This is a genomic window from Edaphosphingomonas haloaromaticamans, from assembly GCF_001853345.1.
GTDB classification, from domain to species: domain Bacteria; phylum Pseudomonadota; class Alphaproteobacteria; order Sphingomonadales; family Sphingomonadaceae; genus Sphingomonas_E; species Sphingomonas_E fennica.
On sequence record NZ_MIPT01000001.1, the window covers coordinates 2,585,815 to 2,606,378 of the forward strand.

The 20,564-nt window shown below is 66.7% G+C and carries 22 protein-coding genes; 15 read left to right on the plus strand and 7 right to left on the minus strand.

Features of this window, described 5'->3' with window-relative positions; all coding sequences use genetic code 11:
- Positions 1–68: 68 nt before the first annotated feature.
- Positions 69–1,436, minus strand: coding sequence for a bifunctional UDP-N-acetylglucosamine diphosphorylase/glucosamine-1-phosphate N-acetyltransferase GlmU (glmU, locus tag BHE75_RS11870; RefSeq protein WP_070935796.1), 1,368 nt, complete (start codon positions 1,434–1,436; stop codon positions 69–71).
- A 59-nt stretch (positions 1,437–1,495) separates the two neighbouring features.
- Here glmU and gph point away from each other — a divergent pair, with 59 nt between their 5' ends.
- The 11 genes from gph to BHE75_RS11925 all read left to right on the plus strand — a co-directional run bounded on the left by gph (position 1,496) and on the right by BHE75_RS11925 (position 12,251).
- Complete coding sequence (gph, locus tag BHE75_RS11875) at positions 1,496–2,161, plus strand: phosphoglycolate phosphatase (protein WP_070933991.1); 666 nt, start codon at positions 1,496–1,498, stop codon at positions 2,159–2,161.
- Between the two features lie 58 nt (positions 2,162–2,219).
- Positions 2,220–3,521, plus strand: a complete 1,302-nt coding sequence (locus tag BHE75_RS11880; protein ID WP_070935798.1) for an ATP-binding protein — start codon at positions 2,220–2,222, stop codon at positions 3,519–3,521.
- A 24-nt stretch (positions 3,522–3,545) separates the two neighbouring features.
- Positions 3,546–4,598: a substrate-binding domain-containing protein gene (locus BHE75_RS11885; protein ID WP_254684433.1), complete on the plus strand. Its 1,053-nt coding sequence runs from the start codon at positions 3,546–3,548 to the stop codon at positions 4,596–4,598.
- Positions 4,599–4,658: 60 nt separating this feature from the next.
- Positions 4,659–6,044 (plus strand): phosphate ABC transporter permease subunit PstC, encoded by a 1,386-nt coding sequence (pstC, locus tag BHE75_RS11890; protein ID WP_070933992.1) that lies wholly within the window; start codon positions 4,659–4,661, stop codon positions 6,042–6,044.
- Positions 6,037–7,311 carry a phosphate ABC transporter permease PstA gene (gene pstA / locus BHE75_RS11895; RefSeq protein ID WP_015457049.1) on the plus strand — a complete coding sequence of 425 codons (1,275 nt, stop codon included), beginning with the start codon at positions 6,037–6,039 and terminating at the stop codon, positions 7,309–7,311. The genes pstC and pstA overlap by 8 nt, the downstream gene beginning before the upstream one ends.
- A 14-nt stretch (positions 7,312–7,325) precedes the next feature.
- The gene (pstB, locus tag BHE75_RS11900; protein WP_051128778.1) at positions 7,326–8,135 is read left to right on the plus strand and encodes a phosphate ABC transporter ATP-binding protein PstB; all 810 of its coding nucleotides are present in this window, start codon (positions 7,326–7,328) and stop codon (positions 8,133–8,135) included.
- Between the two features lie 13 nt (positions 8,136–8,148).
- Complete coding sequence (gene phoU / locus BHE75_RS11905) at positions 8,149–8,850, plus strand: phosphate signaling complex protein PhoU (protein ID WP_015457051.1); 702 nt, start codon at positions 8,149–8,151, stop codon at positions 8,848–8,850.
- 4 nt (positions 8,851–8,854) lie between these two features.
- Positions 8,855–9,553, plus strand: a complete 699-nt coding sequence (gene phoB, locus BHE75_RS11910; protein WP_015457052.1) for a phosphate regulon transcriptional regulator PhoB — start codon at positions 8,855–8,857, stop codon at positions 9,551–9,553.
- 134 nt (positions 9,554–9,687) lie between these two features.
- Positions 9,688–10,125, plus strand: a complete 438-nt coding sequence (locus BHE75_RS11915; RefSeq protein WP_015457053.1) for a nuclear transport factor 2 family protein — start codon at positions 9,688–9,690, stop codon at positions 10,123–10,125.
- A gap of 77 nt (positions 10,126–10,202) precedes the next feature.
- Positions 10,203–11,102, plus strand: a complete 900-nt coding sequence (locus BHE75_RS11920) for an SDR family NAD(P)-dependent oxidoreductase (RefSeq protein ID WP_015457054.1) — start codon at positions 10,203–10,205, stop codon at positions 11,100–11,102.
- 81 nt (positions 11,103–11,183) lie between these two features.
- Complete coding sequence (locus tag BHE75_RS11925; RefSeq protein ID WP_070933993.1) at positions 11,184–12,251, plus strand: hypothetical protein; 1,068 nt, start codon at positions 11,184–11,186, stop codon at positions 12,249–12,251.
- Positions 12,252–12,306: 55 nt separating this feature from the next.
- On the opposite strand, the gene BHE75_RS11930 is transcribed toward BHE75_RS11925, so the two are convergent.
- The 4 genes from BHE75_RS11930 to BHE75_RS11945 form a co-directional block, all read right to left on the minus strand.
- Positions 12,307–12,654 (minus strand): DUF2794 domain-containing protein, encoded by a 348-nt coding sequence (locus tag BHE75_RS11930; RefSeq protein ID WP_015457056.1) that lies wholly within the window; start codon positions 12,652–12,654, stop codon positions 12,307–12,309.
- A complete protein-coding gene (epsC, locus tag BHE75_RS11935) occupies positions 12,654–13,343 on the minus strand; it encodes a serine O-acetyltransferase EpsC (RefSeq protein WP_070933994.1) in 690 nt (229 codons plus the stop codon). Before epsC ends, BHE75_RS11930 begins: the two co-directional genes overlap by 1 nt.
- Positions 13,344–13,418: 75 nt before the next feature.
- Complete coding sequence (locus tag BHE75_RS11940) at positions 13,419–13,940, minus strand: carboxymuconolactone decarboxylase family protein (protein ID WP_070933995.1); 522 nt, start codon at positions 13,938–13,940, stop codon at positions 13,419–13,421.
- 97 nt (positions 13,941–14,037) lie between these two features.
- On the minus strand, positions 14,038–14,583 hold the full coding sequence (locus BHE75_RS11945; RefSeq protein ID WP_015457059.1) for a peroxiredoxin: 546 nt from the start codon (positions 14,581–14,583) through the stop codon (positions 14,038–14,040).
- Between the two features lie 111 nt (positions 14,584–14,694).
- Between BHE75_RS11945 and BHE75_RS11950 the strand changes: the two genes are divergently transcribed.
- Together BHE75_RS11950 and BHE75_RS11955 are read left to right on the plus strand one after the other, a co-directional pair.
- Positions 14,695–15,600 carry a hydrogen peroxide-inducible genes activator gene (locus BHE75_RS11950; protein ID WP_015457060.1) on the plus strand — a complete coding sequence of 302 codons (906 nt, stop codon included), beginning with the start codon at positions 14,695–14,697 and terminating at the stop codon, positions 15,598–15,600.
- A gap of 92 nt (positions 15,601–15,692) precedes the next feature.
- On the plus strand, positions 15,693–16,136 hold the full coding sequence (locus BHE75_RS11955) for a DUF6628 family protein (protein ID WP_070933996.1): 444 nt from the start codon (positions 15,693–15,695) through the stop codon (positions 16,134–16,136).
- 16 nt (positions 16,137–16,152) lie between these two features.
- On the opposite strand, the gene BHE75_RS11960 is transcribed toward BHE75_RS11955, so the two are convergent.
- Complete coding sequence (locus BHE75_RS11960) at positions 16,153–17,484, minus strand: AmpG family muropeptide MFS transporter (protein WP_070933997.1); 1,332 nt, start codon at positions 17,482–17,484, stop codon at positions 16,153–16,155.
- Positions 17,485–17,539: 55 nt separating this feature from the next.
- On the minus strand, positions 17,540–17,980 hold the full coding sequence (locus BHE75_RS11965) for a response regulator (protein ID WP_015457063.1): 441 nt from the start codon (positions 17,978–17,980) through the stop codon (positions 17,540–17,542).
- Positions 17,981–18,114: 134 nt separating this feature from the next.
- Between BHE75_RS11965 and BHE75_RS11970 the strand changes: the two genes are divergently transcribed.
- Both BHE75_RS11970 and BHE75_RS11975 read left to right on the plus strand, forming a co-directional pair.
- Positions 18,115–19,434 (plus strand): dicarboxylate/amino acid:cation symporter, encoded by a 1,320-nt coding sequence (locus tag BHE75_RS11970; RefSeq protein WP_015457064.1) that lies wholly within the window; start codon positions 18,115–18,117, stop codon positions 19,432–19,434.
- Between the two features lie 113 nt (positions 19,435–19,547).
- Complete coding sequence (locus BHE75_RS11975; protein WP_438830590.1) at positions 19,548–20,561, plus strand: pseudouridine synthase; 1,014 nt, start codon at positions 19,548–19,550, stop codon at positions 20,559–20,561.
- Positions 20,562–20,564 lie beyond the last annotated feature (3 nt).

Sequence of the window (20,564 nt, forward strand, 5' to 3'; positions counted from 1 at the left end):
AAATTCCGCCCGGCCGATCCATCAATCACAAATTTTCCAGCGGATTATGCTGCAATCTTCAGAAGCGTTCAGCCCGCTTTCTTCTTCGCCAGCATCGCCTTGCGGAACCGCGCGGCCCAGCCGGGCTTCACCTCCTGCGTGCCCCGCGCCACGCCCAGCGCATCGGCGGGCACGTCGCGCGTCACCACCGATCCCGCCGCAACGATCGCGCCGTCGCCGATCGAGACCGGCGCCACCAGCGCGCTGTTCGATCCGATGAAGGCGCCCGCGCCGATGGCGGTGCGGTTCTTGAAATAGCCGTCATAATTGCAGGTGATCGTGCCCGCGCCGATATTGGCGCCCTCGCCCACCTCGGCATCGCCCAGATAGGTGAGGTGGTTGGCCTTGGCGCCCCTGCCCAGCCGCGCCTTCTTCATCTCCACGAAATTGCCGACGCGCGCGCCCTCGCCCACCTCGGCGCCGGGCCGCAGCCGGGCATAGGGGCCGATATCCGCGCCCGATGCGATCGTGGCGCCTTCGATATGGGAGAAAGCGTGGATCGCCACGCCATCGCCCACACTCACGCCAGGACCGAAGAAAACATTCGGTTCTACAATGACATCGTGACCAATCTTCGTGTCATGGCTGAACCATACCGTCTCGGGCGCGATCAGGGTCGCGCCCGCCGCCATCGCTTCGGCGCGGCGGCGCTGCTGCCATTCGGCTTCGACGGCAGCCAGCTCCGCCCGGCTGTTCACGCCCGCCACTTCCCACGCCTCCGCCTCGATCACCGCCGATCGGCGGCCCTCGGCGGCGGCCAGCATCACGATATCGGGCAGATAATATTCGCCCGCCGCATTGGCGTTGCCCACGCGCGCGATCAGCGGCCACAGGTCGCTGGCCCGCACCGCCATCAGGCCGGAATTGCAGAGGGTTACGGCGCGCTCCTCCGGCGTCGCATCCTTATATTCCACCATCTTAGCGATCAGGCCGTCCTGCGCGAGGATGCGGCCGTAGGCGGCCGGGTCTGCGGGACGGAAGCCCAGCACCACGGCGGCCGGCGCGTCGGGCTGGTCCAGCCGGTCCAGCATCCGCGCCATCGTCTCCGGCCGCACCAGCGGCACGTCGCCATAAAGGATCAGCACGTCGCCGTCGAAATCCGCCAGCGCCGGTTCCGCCTGCGCCACGGCATGGGCGGTGCCGAGCTGCGGTTCCTGCGTCGCAAGCTTGATGCCGGCGTCAACCGCCCGCTCCACCTGCTCGCGCCCGGCACCGACCACAACCACCTTGGCCGCCGGCGCCAGCGCGTCCACCGCTGCCAGCGCATGGCCCAGCATCGGCCGCCCGGCGATCGGGTGCAGCACCTTGTGGAGATCGGATTTCATCCGTGTTCCCTTGCCGGCGGCAAGGATCACGGCAGCGAAGGGGCGGGACGGCTGGAAACGAGGGTCGGCCATGCGCGCTCCCTGCCACAGCGCGCTTGCCAACGCCATAACCGGCGGGTGAAAGGAATGTCATGATTGACTTCCCCTTCGCTGTCGTCGCCTTCGATCTCGATGGCACCCTCGCCGATACCGCCCCCGATCTCACCGCCGCGCTGAATCACGCGCTGGGGCGGATGGGCCGGCCGCCGATCCCGGCGGAGGATGTGCGGCACATGGTGGGCCACGGCGCCCGCGCGCTGCTGCAGAAGGGCCTTTCCGCCACGGGCGAGGTGAGCGAGGCGCTGATTGAGGAGGGTTTCCCAATCCTGCTCGATTATTATTACGCCCACATCGCCGATCACACCCGCCCCTTCGACGGGCTGGAGGCCGCGCTCGATACATTGGCCGCGCGCGGCGTGAAGCTCGCCATCTGCACCAACAAGCTGGAGGGGCTGAGCCGCGAGCTGGTGGATGCGCTCGGCTGGCAGGATCGCTTCGTGGCGCTGGTCGGCGGGGATACCCTGCCCGTGCGCAAGCCCGATCCCGCCCCGCTGCTGGAGGCGATCGCGCGGGCCGGCGGCGGGCGGGCGGCCTTCGTGGGCGATTCGATCACCGACACCGATACGGCGCGCGCCGCCGGCATCCCGTGCGTGGCCGTGACCTTCGGCTTTTCGGACCGCCCGGTCGATCAACTTGGCGCCGACAGGCTCATCGATCATTTCGATGAACTTGTCCCGGCGCTGCTTGCCTTGGGTTAAGCGAAATACTTTCCACGGTGCATGGCAGATGTAACAATCCGGCCATAGAATGGCGGGCATGACTGCGCCGCCATCGTCCCGCATCCTCCTTTCCATCATCGCCGCCTGCCTGGGATTTCTCTTATCGTGGCTGCTCGGCGCGGGCGGGGAGCCGGCGGCGCTCACGGCGGCCATCGCCGCGGCGGGCGCCTGGTTCGCCTCGCGGCCGCCCTCCGTCAGCCCGGCCCAGGCGGCATCGTCCGACGATACGCCCCAGCCGAGCCTTGAGGAGGTGATGGAGGCGATCGACGATCCGATGCTGCTGGTCAGCGGCCAGCTCGTCACCATCGCCAACAGCGCGGCCCGCGCGACGCTGGGGGACCATATCGTCGGCGAGGATATCCGCCTTGCCATCCGCCACCCCGCCGCCACCGATCGGCTGACCCTGCAGGCCGAAAGCGGCGATGCGGTGCCGGGCGGGCCGATCGAGCTGATCGGCATCGGCCAGCGCGACCGGCGGTGGGAGCTGAACGTCCATCCGATACAGGGGCGCGGCCTGCTCGTCCGCCTTGCCGATCGCACCGGCACCCATGCGGCGGAACAGATGCGCGTCGATTTCGTGGCCAATGCCAGCCATGAGCTGCGCACGCCGCTCGCAACCCTGATCGGCTTCGTCGAGACGCTGGAAGACGGCAAGGCCGCCGAGGACCCGGCAACACGCGGCCGCTTCCTCAAGATCATGTTCGGCGAAGCCAAGCGGATGCAACGCCTGGTCGACGACCTGATGTCGCTTTCGCGCATCGAGGCGGAGAAATACAGCCTGCCGCAGACCCCGATCCCCCTGGCCCCGCTGATCGAGGAAGTGCGCGGCGCGCTTCACAGCGGCATCGTGGCGGACAAGGACCGGGTGATCGTGGAGATCGCCCCCGATGTGCCGCCCGTCGCCGGGGATCGTGCCCAGCTTTCCCAGCTTCTCCACAACATCATCGGCAATGCGCTGAAATATGGCCGCCCCGGATCGCCGGTGCAGGTTTCGGTGAAGCTGGCGCGCGACAATATGGTGAAGCTCGCCGTGCGCGACGAGGGCGAGGGCATACCGGCCGAGCATATCCCGCGACTCACTGAGCGCTTCTACCGCGTCGATCCGGGCCGCAGCCGCTCGCTGGGGGGAACCGGCCTCGGCCTCGCCATCGTCAAACATATTGTCGAGCGGCATCGCGGCAGGCTTGAAATCCGCAGCGAAGTGGGGCGCGGCACCCTTGTCTGCGTCCTCCTCCCCGCCGCCACGGCGCCCCTTCCGCCGGCCCTGTCATCAAAGAGTCACACGAATGTCACAGAGGGCACGCCGAACCGCTCTAGCGCGCATATCGACCCGGCGTGACGCCGGCACCGAAGGGAGGACGATTTGGCGAAGTTGCATTATCTGATCGGGATGGCCGCATTGGCGCTGGCCGGCTGCCAGGGCCAGGACGGCGGCGACGCCGGCGGGGCGGCCCGCGATCAGATCCGCGCGGTCGGATCGTCCACCGTCTATCCCTTCACCACCGCGGTGGCCGAGCAGTTCCCGCGCAAGTTCCCGTCCTTCAAGGCGCCGATCGTCGAATCGACCGGCACGGGTGCGGGCCTGAAGCAGTTCTGCGCCGGCGTCGGCGCGCAATTCCCGGATATCGCCAACGCTTCGCGCCGAATCAAGAAGTCCGAGCTGGACGATTGCGTCAAGAACGGCGTGAGCGAGCTGGTCGAAATCCAGATCGGCATCGACGGCATCGCGCTTGGCGAAAGCAAGGCCGGGGCAGAAATGGCGCTGACCGAAGAGGATATCTACAAGGCGCTCGCGGCCAATCCTTATGGCAAGCCCAACACGGCCAAGACCTGGAAGGATGTGAACCCCGCCTTGCCCGCCATCGCGATCAAGGTGTTCGGCCCGCCGCCCACCAGTGGCACGCGCGACGCCTTCGCCGAGCTGATCCTGGAAAAGGGCTGCGACGCCAATGCCGAGATGAAGGCGCTGAAGACCACCGACAAGGAGCGGCATCAGGCCGTCTGCACCAAGATCCGCGAGGACGGCGCCTATGTTGAATCGGGCGAGAACGACAATCTGATCGTGCAGAAGCTGGTCGCCAATCCCGATGCGCTCGGCGTGTTCGGCTACAGCTTCCTCGAGGAGAATCTCGATAAGGTGCGCGGCGTGAAGCTGCAGGGCGTCGCCCCCACCTACGATACGATCGCCAGCTACGAATATCCCGGCGCCCGCCCGCTCTTCATCTACGTCAAGAGCGCGCATCTGAAGGCCATTCCGGGCCTCAAGGAATTCGTCGCCGAATATGCGGGCGCGTGGGATCCCGACAGCGGCTACCTGAAGCGGCGCGGGCTGATCGCGGCGCCGGCCGATGTGCGGGCGAAGAACCTGGACATCGCCACCAAGCTCACGCCGATGGATCCGGCCACGGTCAACTGAACCGATAGCGGCCCTGCCCTCAAGCGGGGCCGCATCCTCAACGTCAGGGAAGGCCCAGCCTTGTCCATCCTTGCCATCCTTTTCCTGGTCCTGGGCCTCGGCTTCGTCGCGTGGTTCGCCGCGCGGGCGAAGGCCGCCGGCTTCCAGCCGGAAAACGGCATCCGCCCGCACAGCCGCCCCGGCCATCATGGCTGGTATGTCGCCCTGTGGGCGATCGTGCCGGCGCTGATCTTCCTCGCCGTCTGGGCCAATATCGCCCCCGGCCTCACCATGGCGGCCGCGATCGAAAGCCCGGCCGGCGCCGGTCTGCCGTCCCCCGGCATGGAGCGTTCCGCCATCCTTTCGGAAGTGCGGGGCCTTGCCGACGGCCGCATCCAGGGCGGCTTCTATCCCAAAGCGCAGGAGATGCTGCCCGCCTACAAGGCGGCGCGGATGCGCTACGGCATCGCCGGCGCGGGCCTTGCCCTCATCCTGGCGCTGGCGGGCGGAACCTATGCCTTCACCCGCCTGCGCCCCGATTTCCGCGCCCGCACCCGCGTGGAACGGGTGGTGATGATCGGCCTGCTGGTCGCATCGCTGATCGCGATCCTGACGACGCTCGGCATCGTCGCCTCGCTGCTCGTCGAAACCATGCGTTTCTTCTCGAAGGTCTCGCCGGTCGAATTCCTGTTCGGGACGAGCTGGAGCCCGCAGACGGCGATGCGCGCCGATCAGGTCGGCTCGTCCGGGGCCTTCGGGGCGATCCCGCTCTTCTGGGGCACGATCTTCATCGGCGCGATCATCGCGATGGTGGTGGCGATCCCGCTCGGCCTGATGAGCGCGATCTACCTCACCCAATATGCCGCGCCCGCCGTCCGCAAGTGGCTGAAGCCGATCCTGGAGGTGCTGGCCGGCGTTCCTACCGTCGTCTACGGCTATTTCGCGGCGCTGACGGTGGCGCCCGCCGTCCGCAGCTTCGCGGTGATGGCCGGCATCCCGGGCGCCTCGTCGGAATCCGCGCTCGCCGCCGGCCTCGTCATGGGCATCATGATCATCCCCTTCGTCTCGTCGATGGCGGATGATTCCATCGCCGCCGTGCCGCAGGCGATGCGCGATGGCAGCCTCGCCATGGGGGCGACCACATCCGAGACGATCCGCAAGGTGCTGGTGCCGGCGGCGCTGCCCGGCGTGGTCGGCGGCGTGCTGCTGGCCGTCAGCCGCGCGATCGGCGAAACCATGATCGTGGTGATGGCCGCCGGCCTTGCCGCGAATCTCACCGCCAACCCCTTCGCCAGCGTGACGACGGTGACCACCCAGATCGTGCAGTTGCTGACCGGCGACCAGGAATTCGACAGCCCGAAGACGCTCGCCGCCTTCGCGCTGGGCCTCGTCCTGTTCATCGTCACCCTGCTGCTCAACATCGTCGCGCTGCGCGTGGTGAAGAAATATCGGGAAGTTTATGAATAGCGCCACCGCCACGGCGGAACTCCGCCGCCCGACCGACTGGAAAGGCAGCGCGATGCAGAACCGCATCCGCCGGCGCTATGCGGCGGAACGGCGGTTCAAGCTGCTGGGCCTGCTTTCCATCCTGGTCTCGGCCGCCTTTCTCGCTTTCCTGCTGGTCACGATGATCGGCAACGGCGCGCGCGGCTTCACCCAGACGGAAATCCGCCTGCCCGTGGATTTCCCGCGATCCTCGCTGATGCTCGATCCGGCGGCGCTCGCCGGCTTCGGCGCGGACGCCGCGCTGGCCGGCGCCGATATCGAAGGCACGACGGCCGCCGCCGCCGATGCCGCCTTCGGCGCAGGCGGCGCACGCCTGCTTTCGGACGGCGCGTGGCTCAGCGTGCGCGATGCCATCAAGCGCGATCCGGCGATCCTGCGCGGCAAGGCCGAAATCTGGGTGCCCGCCGCCACCGCCATCGATCTCGCCGCCAAGGGCAATGCCGCGCCGGCCGCCGAGGCCGCATATGGCAAGCTGCAAAAGGCGGATGTGGTGCGGACCGGTTTCAACTGGACCTTCCTGACCCGCGCGGACTCCACCGATCCCACGCTGGTCGGCATATGGGGCGCGCTCAAGGGATCGCTGGTGACGATGTTCGTCACGCTGGTGCTCGCTTTCCCGGTGGGCGTGTTCGCCGCGCTCTATCTGGAGGAATATGCGCCGCGCAACCGCTGGACGGACCTGATCGAGGTTTCGATCAACAACCTCGCGGCGGTGCCGTCGATCATCTTCGGCCTGCTCGGGCTGGCGGTGTTCCTGAACTTCATGCACCTGCCGCGCTCGGCCCCGCTGGTCGGCGGCCTCACGTTGGCGCTGATGACGATGCCGGTGATCGTGATCGCCGGGCGCAACGCTATCAAGGCGGTTCCGCCGTCGATCCGCGATGCCGCGCTGGGCATCGGCGCCAGCCGGGTGCAGGTGGTGTTCCACCATGTCCTGCCGCTGGCCCTGCCCGGCATCCTCACCGGCACGATCATCGGCATGGCCCGCGCGCTGGGCGAAACGGCGCCGCTGCTGATGATCGGCATGCGCGCCTTCCTCGCCTCGCCCCCCGGCGGCATCATGGACCCGGCCACCGTGCTCCCCGTCCAGATCTTCCTCTGGTCGGATGAGGTTAGCCGCGGCTTCGTCGAGAAGACCTCCGCCGCGATCATCGTGCTGCTGGTCTTCCTGCTGGCGATGAACGGCGTCGCCATCTATCTCCGCAATCGCTTCGAAAGACGCTGGTAATGAACGATCAGACCATGAGCGCCCCGCTGCTGCACCCGTCCGCGCCATCGCCAGCCAGCGACGGCGGCACGCTCAAGATGACGGCGCGCAACGTCAACGTCTTCTACGGGGCGAAGCAGGCGATACGCGACGTCTCGATCGACGTGACGCAGGAAAATGTCACCGCCTTCATCGGCCCGTCGGGCTGCGGCAAGTCCACCTTCCTGCGCACGCTGAACCGGATGAACGACACCGTATCCTCCGCGCGCGTCGAAGGCCGGATCACGCTGGACGGCGAGGATATCTACGCGCCGGACATGGACGTGGTGCAGCTCCGCGCCCGCGTGGGCATGGTGTTCCAGAAGCCCAACCCCTTCCCCAAGTCGATCTACGAGAATGTGGCTTATGGCCCGCGCATCCACGGTCTCGCCTCCGCGCGGGCGGACATGGACCAGATCGTCGAGAAATCGCTGCGCCGCGCCGGCCTGTGGGATGAGGTGAAGGATCGCCTGAACGACAGCGGCACCGCGCTTTCGGGCGGCCAGCAGCAGCGGCTGTGCATCGCCCGCGCCATCGCCGTCGACCCGGAAGTGATCCTGATGGACGAGCCGTGCTCGGCGCTCGATCCCATCGCCACCGCCAAGATCGAGGAACTGATCCACGAGCTGCGCGGCCGTTACGCCATCGTCATCGTCACCCACAACATGCAGCAGGCCGCCCGCGTATCGCAGCGCACGGCCTTCTTCCACCTCGGCACGCTGGTCGAATATGGCGATACGTCCGAAATCTTCACCAATCCCCGCGAAACGCGGACCAAGGATTACATCACCGGCCGTTACGGCTGAGGAGAACAGGCACATGGCCACCGGGCACACCGTTAAGGCATTTGACGACGATCTCGGCCAGCTCCGCGCATTGGTCGCCGAAATGGGCGGCCGTGCCGAACAGGCGCTGGCCGATGCCGTCCAGGCGCTCGTCCGGCGCGATCTCGATGCCGCCGTCCGCATCGTCGAGGACGACAAGAGGATCGACGAGCTGGAGGTCGAGGTCGAACGCCACGCCATCCGCCTCATCGCGCTGCGCGCGCCGATGGCGGACGATCTGCGCGACGTGCTGGCGGCGATGAAGATCGCCGGCGTGATCGAACGCATGGGCGATTATGCCAAGAACATCGCCAAGCGCATTCCCGTGCTCAGCGATATCAAGGGGATAGAGCCGATCTCCATCCTGCCGGCGATGGCGCGATCGGTGTCGGACATGGTGCATGCCGTGCTGGATGCCTATGCCCGCCGCGATGCGGCCGGCGCGGTGCGCGTCGCCGAAAGCGATCGCACCGTGGACGATTTCTACAACAGCATCTTCCGCGCGCTGCTGACCCACATGATGGAAAATCCCCACACCATCACCGCATCGACACATCTGCTGTTCATCGCCAAGAATCTGGAACGGATCGGCGATCACGCCACCAACGTCGCGGAGATGGTCTATTACGCCGCCACCGGCCACCAGATGGCCGAACGCGCGAGAGGCGGCGATCCGCTTGCCGCCGAGGAGGAATGAGCCGATGGCCCGTGCCCGCCTGCTGCTTGTCGAGGATGATGCCGCGCTCGCCGAACTGCTGATCTGGCATTTCGAGCGCGAGGAATTCGAGGTCGAACATACGCCGGACGGCGAGGAGGCGCTGCTCCTTGCCCAGGAAAGCCCGCCCGATCTCGTCCTGCTGGACTGGATGATCGAGGGGCTTTCCGGCATCGAGGTCTGCCGCCGCCTGCGCCGGCTCAACGATACGGCCAACGTGCCGATCATCATGCTCACCGCGCGCGGCGAGGAGGAGGATCGCGTGCGCGGGCTGGAAACCGGCGCCGACGATTATGTCACCAAGCCCTTCTCCCCGCGCGAGCTGGTCGCCCGGGTCGGCGCGGTGCTGCGCCGCGTGCGCCCGGCGCTGGCCGGGGAACGGCTGTCCTATTCGGATATCGAGATGGATACGGTGAGCCACAAGGTTCGCCGCGACGGGGCAACGGTGCCGCTCGGCCCCACCGAATTCCGCCTGCTCAAGCATTTCCTCGAGCATCCGGGCCGCGTCTTCTCGCGCGAGCGGCTGCTGGATTCGGTCTGGGGCCGCGACAGCGATATCGAGCCGCGCACGGTGGACGTGCATATCCGGCGGCTGCGCAAGGCGATCAACGATGGCGGCCGGCCCGATATCATCCGCACCGTCCGCTCGGCCGGCTATGCCCTGGACGTCGAGGGCGCGCTATAGGCTGCGCGTCACGAACATGGCAGCCCCGGCCGCGATCGCTTCGCGTAGCGATATGGCGCGCCCGCCACGCATCTTGATCGACAGCCCCTGCCCCGCATGCTAGCCCGGCGCCAAAGCATCAGGGGAGAATGGCAATGAAGGCAACACCGGAACAGGTTCGCGCGGGCCTCGAAAACTATATCCGGGCCTGGCAGACGCGGGACAAGGATCTGCTGCTGTCCGTGTTCGCGGAAGATGGCGTGCTGGAGGACCCGGTGGGAACTCCGCCCTTCGCCGGCCACGAGAATATCGGCCGCTTCTGGGATTTCGCCTGGTCGGACAGCCGCCGCCAGGTGACGCCGGTGCTGGAGGAAATCCGCGCCTGCGGCGACCAGGGCATATTGCGCTTCACCATGCAGGTCCGCCTGCCGAGCGAGAATGCCGGGCTCGACCTTTCGATCATCGAGCATGCCCAGTTCAATGCGGACGGCAAACTCTGCCATCTCCGCGCCTTCTGGGACGAGAATTCGGTGAAGAAGCCCGACGGCATGGACCTGTTCGCCCCCAATATCGACGAAGCCTATCAAAGCTGAACCGCATTCATCTTGCCGTCTTCCCTTCGCCGGTCCGTTGGTTTACCTGACGCGAACGTAAAGCGCGGGAGAGAGGAATGACCATCGGTTTCGAAGGGCGGGTTGCGATCGTCACGGGCGCGGGCGGCGGGCTTGGCCGCGGCTACGCGCTCGAACTGGCGCGGCGCGGCGCCAGGGTTGTCGTCAACGATCTCGGCGGCGCGCGGGACGGCACCGGCGCTTCCGACGCGGCGCAGAAGGTGGTCGAGGAGATTCTGGCCGCCGGCGGCACCGCCATGGCCAATGGCGGCAACGTCACCGACGCCGAACAGATGCAGGAAATGGTCGCCCGCGCGAAGGAAGCCTGGGGCGGCGTCCATATCCTCATCAACAATGCCGGCATCCTGCGCGACAAGAGCTTCGCCAAGATGACGATGGAGGAATTCCGCCTCGTCGTCGAAGTCCATCTCAACGGATCGGCCAACGTCACCAAGGCCGTGTGGGAATTGATGCGGGAGCAGAATTACGGCCGCATCCTGATGACCGCATCGTCCACCGGGCTCTACGGCAATTTCGGCCAGGCCAATTATGGCGCGGCGAAGCTGGGCCTCGCCGGGCTTACCAAGACGCTCTATCTGGAGGGCGCGAAATATAATATCCGCGTCAACACCATCGCCCCCGTCGCCGCCACACGGATGACGGAGGATGTCCTGCCGCCGGAGATGCTGAACGTCTTCGCGCCGGAAAAGGTGGCGCCCGCCGCGCTCTATCTGGTGTCGGAGGACGCGCCGACCAATGTGATCCTGAGCGCGGGCGGCGGCGTGGTCCAGGCCGCCTACATCACCCTCACCCAGGGTGCGGTGCTGCCGGCGGACCAGCAGACGCCCGAAGGCGTCGCCGCCGCGTGGGACAGGATCGTCGACCGCAGCGGGGAGATCGTCCCCCAGAACGGCCTCGAACAATCCATGCTGATCGCTTCCCTGCTCCAGCAGGGCTGATCCGGCGCTTATACAGGGCCACCGCATCACTGTATTGCAACACCAATACAGTGATGCTATCTCCGGGGCAGGAGATGGGCCATGTATAGCAGCAGCGATATAGACGACGCCGTCGGTGCCGGCATCCTTACCCCCACTAGCGCCGCGGCCTTCCGCGCCTTCGTCGCCGGGCGGCAGCGCACCTCGCTGGTGGATGAGGAGCATTTCCGCCTCATCACCGGCTTCAACGATATCTTCGTGACGATCGCGGCGGTGCTGTTGCTGGTCGCGGTGGCGTGGATCGGCAACGCCGTTCCCTTCTTTCGCCTGCCCGGCGGCCCCAATGCGCCGAGCGGCCTGCTCGTCGCCGCCACCGCCTGGGGCCTCGCCGAATTCTTCACCCGCAAGCGTCGCATGGCCCTGCCCAGCATCGTCCTGCTGCTGGCCTTTGCCGGCGGCATATTCATGGCGATGCTGGCCTTCCTCGCCAGCGGCCAGCCCAACCCGTCCGATCGCGCCATGGCGCTGACGACCGTCGCCGTCACCGCCGTCACCGCGCTGGCGACATGGCTCCACTGGCGGCGCTTCCACGTGCCGATCACCGTGGCCGCCGGCACGCTGGCGATCGCGGGCCTTGCCGTCGGCCTGCTGCTGGCGGCCGTGCCGGTTATGGGCGGCTGGCTCTATGCCGTGCTGCTGGCTATCGGCGTCGCGGTCTTCGCCTTCGCCATGCGCTGGGACATGAGCGATCCCGCCCGCCTCACCCGCCGGGCGGACGTCGCCTTCTGGCTGCACCTGCTGGCCGCCCCGCTGATCGTCCACCCCATCTTCGCGCTGCTCGGCCTGCTGGACGGCGGCGCGAGCATCGGCGAGGCCGCGGTCGTCCTGCTGGTCTATTGCGCCATGGGGCTGATCGCCATCGCCGTCGACCGGCGCGCCCTGCTGGTCTCCGCCCTCGCTTACGTGCTCTACGCCTTGAGCACCCTTTTCCGCGAGTTCGGCGCCGTCAGCCTCAATCTGGCGCTCACCTCGCTGGTGATCGGCTCGGCCCTGCTGCTGCTCTCCGCCTTCTGGCACGCGGTGCGCATCCATGTCGTCGCGATGCTTCCAGCCGCGTGGCGCGCGCGGCTGCCCGACACGCAGGCAGCAACCGCGCCGGCCAGCGCCTGACGCCGAATTTCACCGATAGCAAGGCTTACTGGGCGGGCGCGGCGCCCGCCTCCTTTTATTCGCCGACCAGCTTCAGCAGCCGCCGTTCGATCGGTGCCAGCAATGGTACCAGCTCATGCCCGCGCTTCAGGACCGATCCGCTCTCGCCGATCAGCGCCCACATGCCCTGTCGCTGGCGCAATGCGGGGCGTTTCTCGATACGATATTCGGGCCGCTCGGCCGCCCGCCGGAAGGCGGAGAAGGAAGCGGCTTCACGCCCCAGATCGATCGCATAGTCCCGCCAATGCCCGGCGGCCACCATGCGGCCGTAGAGATCGAGGATGCGGGCCAGTTCCTGCCGATCGAAGCCGACCTGCAACGGCCGGAAATGCGGCGTCGGGAACGGCGTGACGATGGCGCTCATCAGGCGCAGTCACGCTCCTTGTCGGCGCCGTCGCGCTTTTCGATCAGCTCGGCCAGCTTGGCGCGCAGCGATTCCACCTCGCACTTCAGCATTTCGAGCTGCTGGGTCGCGGGGTCGAACCGTTCGGAACAGGGCGTGCCATAGGGCACGAAGCTCTTCTGGTAATAGGTGGCTTCCACCAAGGTCGGTCGCGCCGGGATGCCGACCATCGAGGCGCCTTCCGGCACATCCTTGGTCACCACCGCATTGGCGCCGATGCGCGCCCGGCGGCCAACGATGATCGGCCCCAGCACCTGCGCCCCCGATCCGATGATCGCGTCATCCTCGATCGTGGGGTGCCGCTTGCCAGGAACGCCGTTGGCCGGGTTCGTCCCGCCCAGCGTGACGCACTGATACATGGTGACGTTGTCGCCAATCACCGCCGTCTCGCCGATCACGCTGAAGCCGTGATCGATGAAGAAATTGCGGCCGATCTTGGCGCCGGGATGGATGTCGATCGCGGTGAGCAGGCGGGAGAAATGGTTGACCGCGCGGGCCAGGAAATAAAGCTCGCCCTTGAACAGCCAATGGGCGATGCGGTGGAAGCCGACCGCCCAGACGCCCGGATAAAGCAGGATTTCCCAGCGCGAACGCGGCGCCGGATCACGCGCCTTGATCGAGTCGAGATAATCGACAAACGCGTCGAGCATGGAACATCCCCAGGTCGGTCTTCTATATATTGGCCGAATGTAGGCCGCCGGCCCGGGGATTTCCAGCCTTGCCGTTCAGACGGCGGTGGCGTGAACCGTGGCCACCGCCTTTAGGATCGCGCCGACGCGGGCGGCCGTCTGGATCACGTCCGTCGCCACGCCATGGCCGCGCAGGACCTTTTCATGGCTGTCGATGCACATGCCGCAACCGTTCATCGCGCTGACGGCGAGGCTGAACAGCTCGAAATCGTCCTTCTCGATGCCCGGCGATCCGATCACGTTCATGCGCAGCTTGGCCGGCAGCGTGCCATATTCCTTGTTCGAGGCGAGGTGGACGAAGCGATAATAGACGTTGTTCATCGCCATCACCGCCGCCGAGGCGCGGGCCGCATTGGCGGCATCCGGCGAAAGCTTGCCCTCCGCCTCGGCCTCGACCGCCTCGACGAGCGGGCGGTAGCCGGAGCCGTGGGCGCAGGCGAGCAGCAGGCCATATTTGCGCTGGTCGCCCAGCGTCTGGTCGTTGAGCAGCGAACCGACGTTCAGCCGGATATCCTTGGCATAATCGGGCAGCGTATCGGCGAAAGCCTTGAGCGACATGGAAAGCTCCTGATGATCAAAGAAAAGGGCGCGGGAGGCATCCCCCCGCGCCCCGTCGCCGAGCGCTGACGCGCCACGGCTGTGCGGCCCCGAAGGGTTAGGCCGCCGGCTTCAGAACCTCTTCGCCCTGGTGCCAGTTGCACGGGCAAAGCTCGTCGGTCTGCAGCGCGTCGAGGACGCGGATCGCCTCGGCCGGGTTGCGGCCCTGGTTGAGGCCGTTGACCGTGACGTGCTGGATCACGTTGTGCGGATCGACGATGAAGGTGGCGCGCAGCGCGACGCCCGCATCCTTGTCGACGATGCCCAGCGCGTTCGCCAGTTCCTTCTTATTGTCCGCGATCCACGGGAAATCGCAGTTGGCAAGGCGTTCATCCGACTTGCGCCACGCGAAGTGGACGAAATCGGTATCGGTCGAGGCGCCGATCAGCACCGCGTCGCGATCGGCGAAATCCTTCACCAGCTCGCCATAGCCGATGATCTCGGTCGGGCAGATGAAGGTGAAGTCCTTCGGCCAGAAGAACACGACCTTCCACTTGCCGTCGGTCTTCGACAGGTCGATCGTCTCGCCGGCCGGAAGCGCGGACACGCCCTGCTGGACGGGAACGGTTACGCCGGGAAACTGATCGCCAACGGTGAGGGCCATAAGGATGCTCCTTCGAGTGGGTGGGTTGAAACTGACGAGGAGCGATATGGGGGGATAGCATCGAAAGAGCAAATTGATTATTTGTGGCTCATTGATCGATAGAGGCGATGAATGAGCACCTACCTCCCGACGCTGAAACAACTGCAATATCTGGTGGCGCTGCGCGACCACGGGCATTTCGGCCGGGCGGCGGAGGCTTGCTTCGTCACGCAATCCACGCTTTCGGCGGGTTTGCGCGAGCTGGAATCGCTGATCGGCATCACGCTGGTGGAACGCACGCGCCGCGTCGTCCGCTTCACGCCGCTGGGCCTGCGCATCGCGGACAAGGCCCAGCGCGTGCTGCGCGAGGCGGAAGAACTGTCCGATCTGGCGCGGGCGGCCGGAAAGCCGCTTTCGGGCGAACTGCGCATGGGCGTGATCCCCACGATCGCCCCCTTCCTCCTGCCGCGCATCCTGCCCCGCATCCGCGCCGAATGGCCGGACCTGAAGCTCTATCTGCGCGAGGAGACGACAAGCGCCGCCTGCGATTCGCTGCACCGCGGCCATGTCGACTGCGTGCTGCTGGCGCTGCCCTATCATTGCGGCGACATCGAGCATGAGGATCTGTTCGACGACCGGCTGTTCGTGGCCTTCCCCGCCGGCGAGGCGCCGACCGGCAGCAATGCGATCGAGGCCGATGCCATCGACGAGCGGCGCCTGCTGCTACTGGAGGACGGCCATTGCCTGAAGGATCATGCCCTCGCCGCCTGCAACCGCCCGGAATTGCGGGCGGAAGCCGCGATGCTGGGCACCTCGCTTCATACGCTCGTGCAGATGGTGGACAACGGCCTGGGCGTGACCTTGCTGCCGGAAATGGCGATCAAGGCCGGCATCCTCGACAATACCGATATCATCGCGCGGCCGCTGGATGCGGATCACCCCGCCCGCCGCATCGCCATCGTGTGGCGCAAGGGCAGCCCGCGGGAAAAGGAATTTCGCATGCTCGCCCATGCACTTGCCAAAAGCCATGTCGATTGAGCAGCCACGGATCATCGCAAGCCCTCTTAATTGCGATTGACTCGCAATAGCCGGACTGCTTTCATCCTCCTCCAATCTCGGGAGAGGAAAGCATGCCCGGCGAGACCGTCCATCCGATCGAACTCCTGCCCCACCCCACGCCGATGGACGAAAACCACCGGCTGCTGCTCTTCGGCATCCGCCGCGTCGCCGCCCATGGGCTGGACGATGCGCATGCCGCCCACGCCATGCTCTGCGGCTTCGGCCTCAGCTTCCGCCGGCCGCTGGTGCTGCTGCGCGCGCTGATGGCGGAAGCCTCGCGCGTATCGAGCCGCCGCATCCTGGTCGCCCCCTGCTGCTGCCCTCGCATGACGGACGCCGAGGCGACCATGCTGGCCGCGATCGGCGTGGCCCGGAACGACGCGCCCGCCGCCCACCGGTTGCTGGCCGGCATGCTGGGCGTCGCCAACTGCCTCGGCGCGCTCAGCAGCGCCCAGGCGCTGGCACAGGCGTTCGAGGATCTGGGCAAGCCGCTCCTCGGCGACAGCGGAAACTAGGCTTCGAGCAACGGCCTTACTCGGTTCCCGGCTGCCGGACATGCTCGACAACGAAGCCCCGCTTCCACAGCGTCCAGAGCAGAAGCAGGCCGGGGATCGCCACGATCGTCGTCAGGATATAGAAACCGGGCCAGCCAAGGGCCTTTGCGGCATAGCCCGACGGCGTGGAGAGCCAGGTCCGGCCCACGGCGGCGAATGAGGACAGCAGCGCGAACTGGGTAGCCGTATAAGCGAGGTTGGACAGCCCGGAGAGATAGGTGACAAACACGGTCAGGCCTATCCCGCTGGTAAGGCTTTCGATGCCCACCGCCCACGCCAATCCCGCCGGTGAATGGCCGATCATCGCCAGCCAGGCGAAAGCCAGATTGCTGAACATCATCAGCAGGCCGGAAACGAACAGGGCACGCCCCATCCCAAGCCACGCGATGAAAGGTGCGCCCAAGGCCGATCCAACGATCAGAGCCCAGAATCCGACGAGCTTGTTGACGGCGATATATTCGGTATCGCTGAACCCCAAATCGACGATCATGGGGTTCAGCATATTCTGCCCCATGGCATCGCCGAGCTTGTAGATCAGCACGAACAGCAGGATCAGGATCGCGCCGCGCCGCCCGAGGAATTCACGGAACGGATCGACCACCGTCTCGCGCAGCCATGCTCCCACCGTACGCGCCGATCCTCTTGCATCCACTGCGCGCTCATGCAGACCGGGGCCGGCCCAGAGCGATGCGATCGCCCCCGGAATGACCAAAAATGCTGTGATGCCATAAGCCAGCGCCCAGCCGACGCCCGCCCCTTCGGTCGAAGCGAGCCAGACCGTCCCGGCACCAGCCAGAAGATTGCCGAGGCGATATCCGAACTGGTTCATTGCCGTGCCGTGCGGGAGTTCGGCCTCCGGAAGGATCTCGATACGATAGGCATCGATGACGATATCCTGCGTTGCCGACAGGAAGGCCGTCACCACCGCCCAGAAGGCAAACAGGCCAAGCCCGTGCGCGGGATCGCTCGCGCCGAGCATCCAGATCGCGCCGAACAGCAATATCTGGATGGTCAGCAGCCATGCTCGCCGCTGCCCCAGCAGATTGCTCAGCCCGGGAATGCGGATGCGGTCGATCAGCGGAGCCCAAAGGAATTTGAGCGTGTAGGGCGTCGTCAAGCCGACGGCGAACCCGATCGTGGTCTTGTCCACGCCAACCTTGGACAACCAATAGGCCATCGTCGCCAGCAGCAGCGTGAGCGGAAACCCGCTTGAAATTCCCAGCAGCAGCGCCGCCACGGGGCGCGGCCGAAAATAGGGCGTAATCGCGGCGAGAAAGCCCGGGCGGGCGGCGCTGGTCGTGTCGGTCATCGCCGCAACAATAGCGTCGCGCGCGCCGGCGCAAAGGGAATTGTCGCGGCGTTCGCTACGCCACGGCGCCGCCTTCGCGGTCGTAGAGGACGAGGCCGGCCGGGAGCCGCCTGGCCCTGCCGCCGGAAAGGCGATTTTCCACCGCCTCGATGGCCGCCTTCAGGCCGCGATGGGAATAGGGCTTGGCAAGGCAGCCGACCGCGAAATCGCTGGCGCCGGGCGGGCATGTGCCGGTGACGAACAGCACAGGCACGCCCTGTTCCAGCGCGACGCGGGCGACATCCAGCCCGCTTCCCGCCGAAAGCTTCACGTCCGCCAGCACCAGATCGACCGGCTCGCGCTTCAGCACCTTTACCGCCAATGTCGCGCGATCGACGGTGGCGACCACATGATAGCCGACGTCCGACAGGAAATGCTCGCTATCGAACGCGACCAGCGGCTCGTCCTCGACGATCAGAAGCCGCCTTATCGCTCGAGCCCGACCACCGAAGATCATCGCGTCGAACCTCCCTGTCGCCGGGGATAATGGCGCATGGTCGCCAAATGTTCCACCCCTGCTCGAGGCTGGCGGCTTGACCCGGACGCACTTTCCGTCAACGAGTGCCCGCTTTCCAACTCTCGGAGACGTCGGTGGCGAAGCGCCTCACACTCTTCATTCTTGTCGCCATGGTCGCCGGCATCGTCGTGGGCCTCGCGATCAACGCGATGGTGCCGGACAAGGCGCAGGTTGCCGCCATCACGGATTATTTCTCGATCGTCACGGATCTGTTCCTGCGGCTGATCAAGATGATCATCGCGCCGCTGGTCTTCTCCACGCTGGTCGCGGGTATCGCGCATATGGGCGATACGGCGGCGCTGGGCCGGGTGGGCGCGCGGACAATCGCCTGGTTCCTGTGCGCCAGCCTCGTGTCGCTCACGCTCGGCCTGATCCTCGTCAACATCCTCCAGCCGGGCGCCGGGCTCGCCTTGCCGCTGCCGGAGGTGACGGCGGCGAGCGGCGTCGACAAGGCTACCTTCACGCTCAAGGATTTCGTGACGCATCTGGTGCCGAAATCGATCTTCGAGGCGATGGCGACCAACGAAATCCTGCAGATCGTGGTCTTCTCGATCTTCACCGGCGTCGCCATCACCGCCGTGGGCGAAAAGGCCGCGCCGCTGGTGCGCGGCGTCGAGGCGCTCGTGCAGGTGATGCTGCAGATCACCGATTATGTGATGCGTTTCGCGCCCTTCGCCGTGTTCGCGGCCGTCACCAGCGCGCTGGCCAAGGAAGGCGCGTCGATCCTCATCACCTTCGGCTATTTCATGGGCGGGTTCTATATCTCGCTCGTGCTGCTCTGGTCGCTGCTGCTGTTCGCCGCCTTCCTGATCGCAGGCGGGCGGGCGCGCATCCTGTTCCGCTATATCCGCGATCCCATCCTCCTCGCTTTCTCGACCGCATCGTCCGAAGCCGCCTTCCCGCGCACGCTGGAGGCGCTGGACCGCTTCGGCGTGCCGCGCAGGATCGCCAGCTTCGTGCTGCCGCTGGGCTATTCGTTCAACCTCGACGGCACGATGATGTACTGCACCTTCGCGACCATGTTCATCGCGCAGGCTTATGGCATCCATATGTCAGTGGGCGAGCAGGTGACGATGCTGCTGCTGCTGATGGTGACGTCCAAGGGCGTGGCGGGCGTGCCGCGCGCCAGCCTGGTGGTGATCGCCTCCACGCTGGCCTTCTTCAAGATACCGGAAGCGGGCCTGCTGCTGATCCTCGCGGTCGATCATTTCCTCGACATGGGCCGGTCGGCGACCAATGTGGTCGGCAACGCCGTGGCCAGCGTCGTCGTGGCGAAGTGGGAAAAGGCGCTGGAGGTGGTGGAATCGCCGGTCATCGAACCGGCCCGCGCGCCCAGCCATACGCCGGAGAGTGGCCGGCGCGGCCTCGATCTCGATCCGGATGCCAATCGCTGAAGCTGGCGCTGGCCTGAAAGCGCGATCGGGGCTAGGGGATCGCGATGCGACCTCCCCGCCCCCCGCGCGACGATAAACGGCCCAACCGGCAGCGCCCCGGCACCGACCGGCCCGTGAAAAGCCATCCCCCCAAAGGCCGACCCCGCAAGGCGGCGGCCGAGGGAGAAGGCGCGTCCGCCGACAAGCCGCTCCGCGCCAAGAGCCCCTCGGCGTCCGCCCGCGATGCGCGCCGCGCCGCCGACCACGCGCTGCGCACCGGCAAGCCCAGGGCCACTCCGCGCCCGAAGGATGGCGTGGCCAAGGCAGGCACCACCGGAACCCCGGCCCGCGACGCCCGCCCCCGGCGCGGCGCGGCGCGGCTGGAACGGGCCGCTGTCCCCGCCCGGCCGGCCACGCCCGTGGCCCCCGGCGAAGGCGATCGGATCGCCAAGCTGCTGGCCCGCGCCGGCATCGCATCCCGCCGCGAAATCGAACGGATGATCGCCGAAGGGCGCATCGCCATCGGCGAGGAAGTGGTGGAAACGCCCGCCACGATCCTGAAATCGCTCGCCGGCGTCACCGTGGACGGCAAGCCCGTCGCCGCGCCCGAACCGACCCGCCTCTTCCGCTTCCACAAGCCCAACGGCGTGCTGACCACCGAGCGCGATCCCAGGGGACGCGCCACCATCTATGATCGCCTGCCGCGCGGCCTGCCCCGGCTGGTGCCGGTCGGCCGGCTCGACCTCAATACCGAAGGGCTGCTGCTGCTCACCACCGACGGCGGCCTGAAGCGCCAGCTCGAGCTGCCGGCCACCGGCGTCGAACGCAGCTACCGCGCCCGCGTGTTCGGCGAGGTCAGCCAGGCGATGCTGGAGGACCTGATCGAGGGCGTGGAGATCGAAGGCGTCCGCTACGGATCGATCGATGCCAATCTCGAACGGCGCACCGGTCGCAACGCCTGGGTGGAGATGAAGCTGAAGGAAGGCAAGAATCGCGAGGTCCGCCGCGTGCTGGAATATCTCGGCCTCCAGGTCAGCCGGCTGATCCGGACCAGCTACGGCCCCTTCCGCCTCGGCGATCTTCCCGTCGGCGCGGTGGACGAGGTGCTGCAGCACGAACTGGTCGCCTTCCGCAAGACGCTGAAGTGAGAT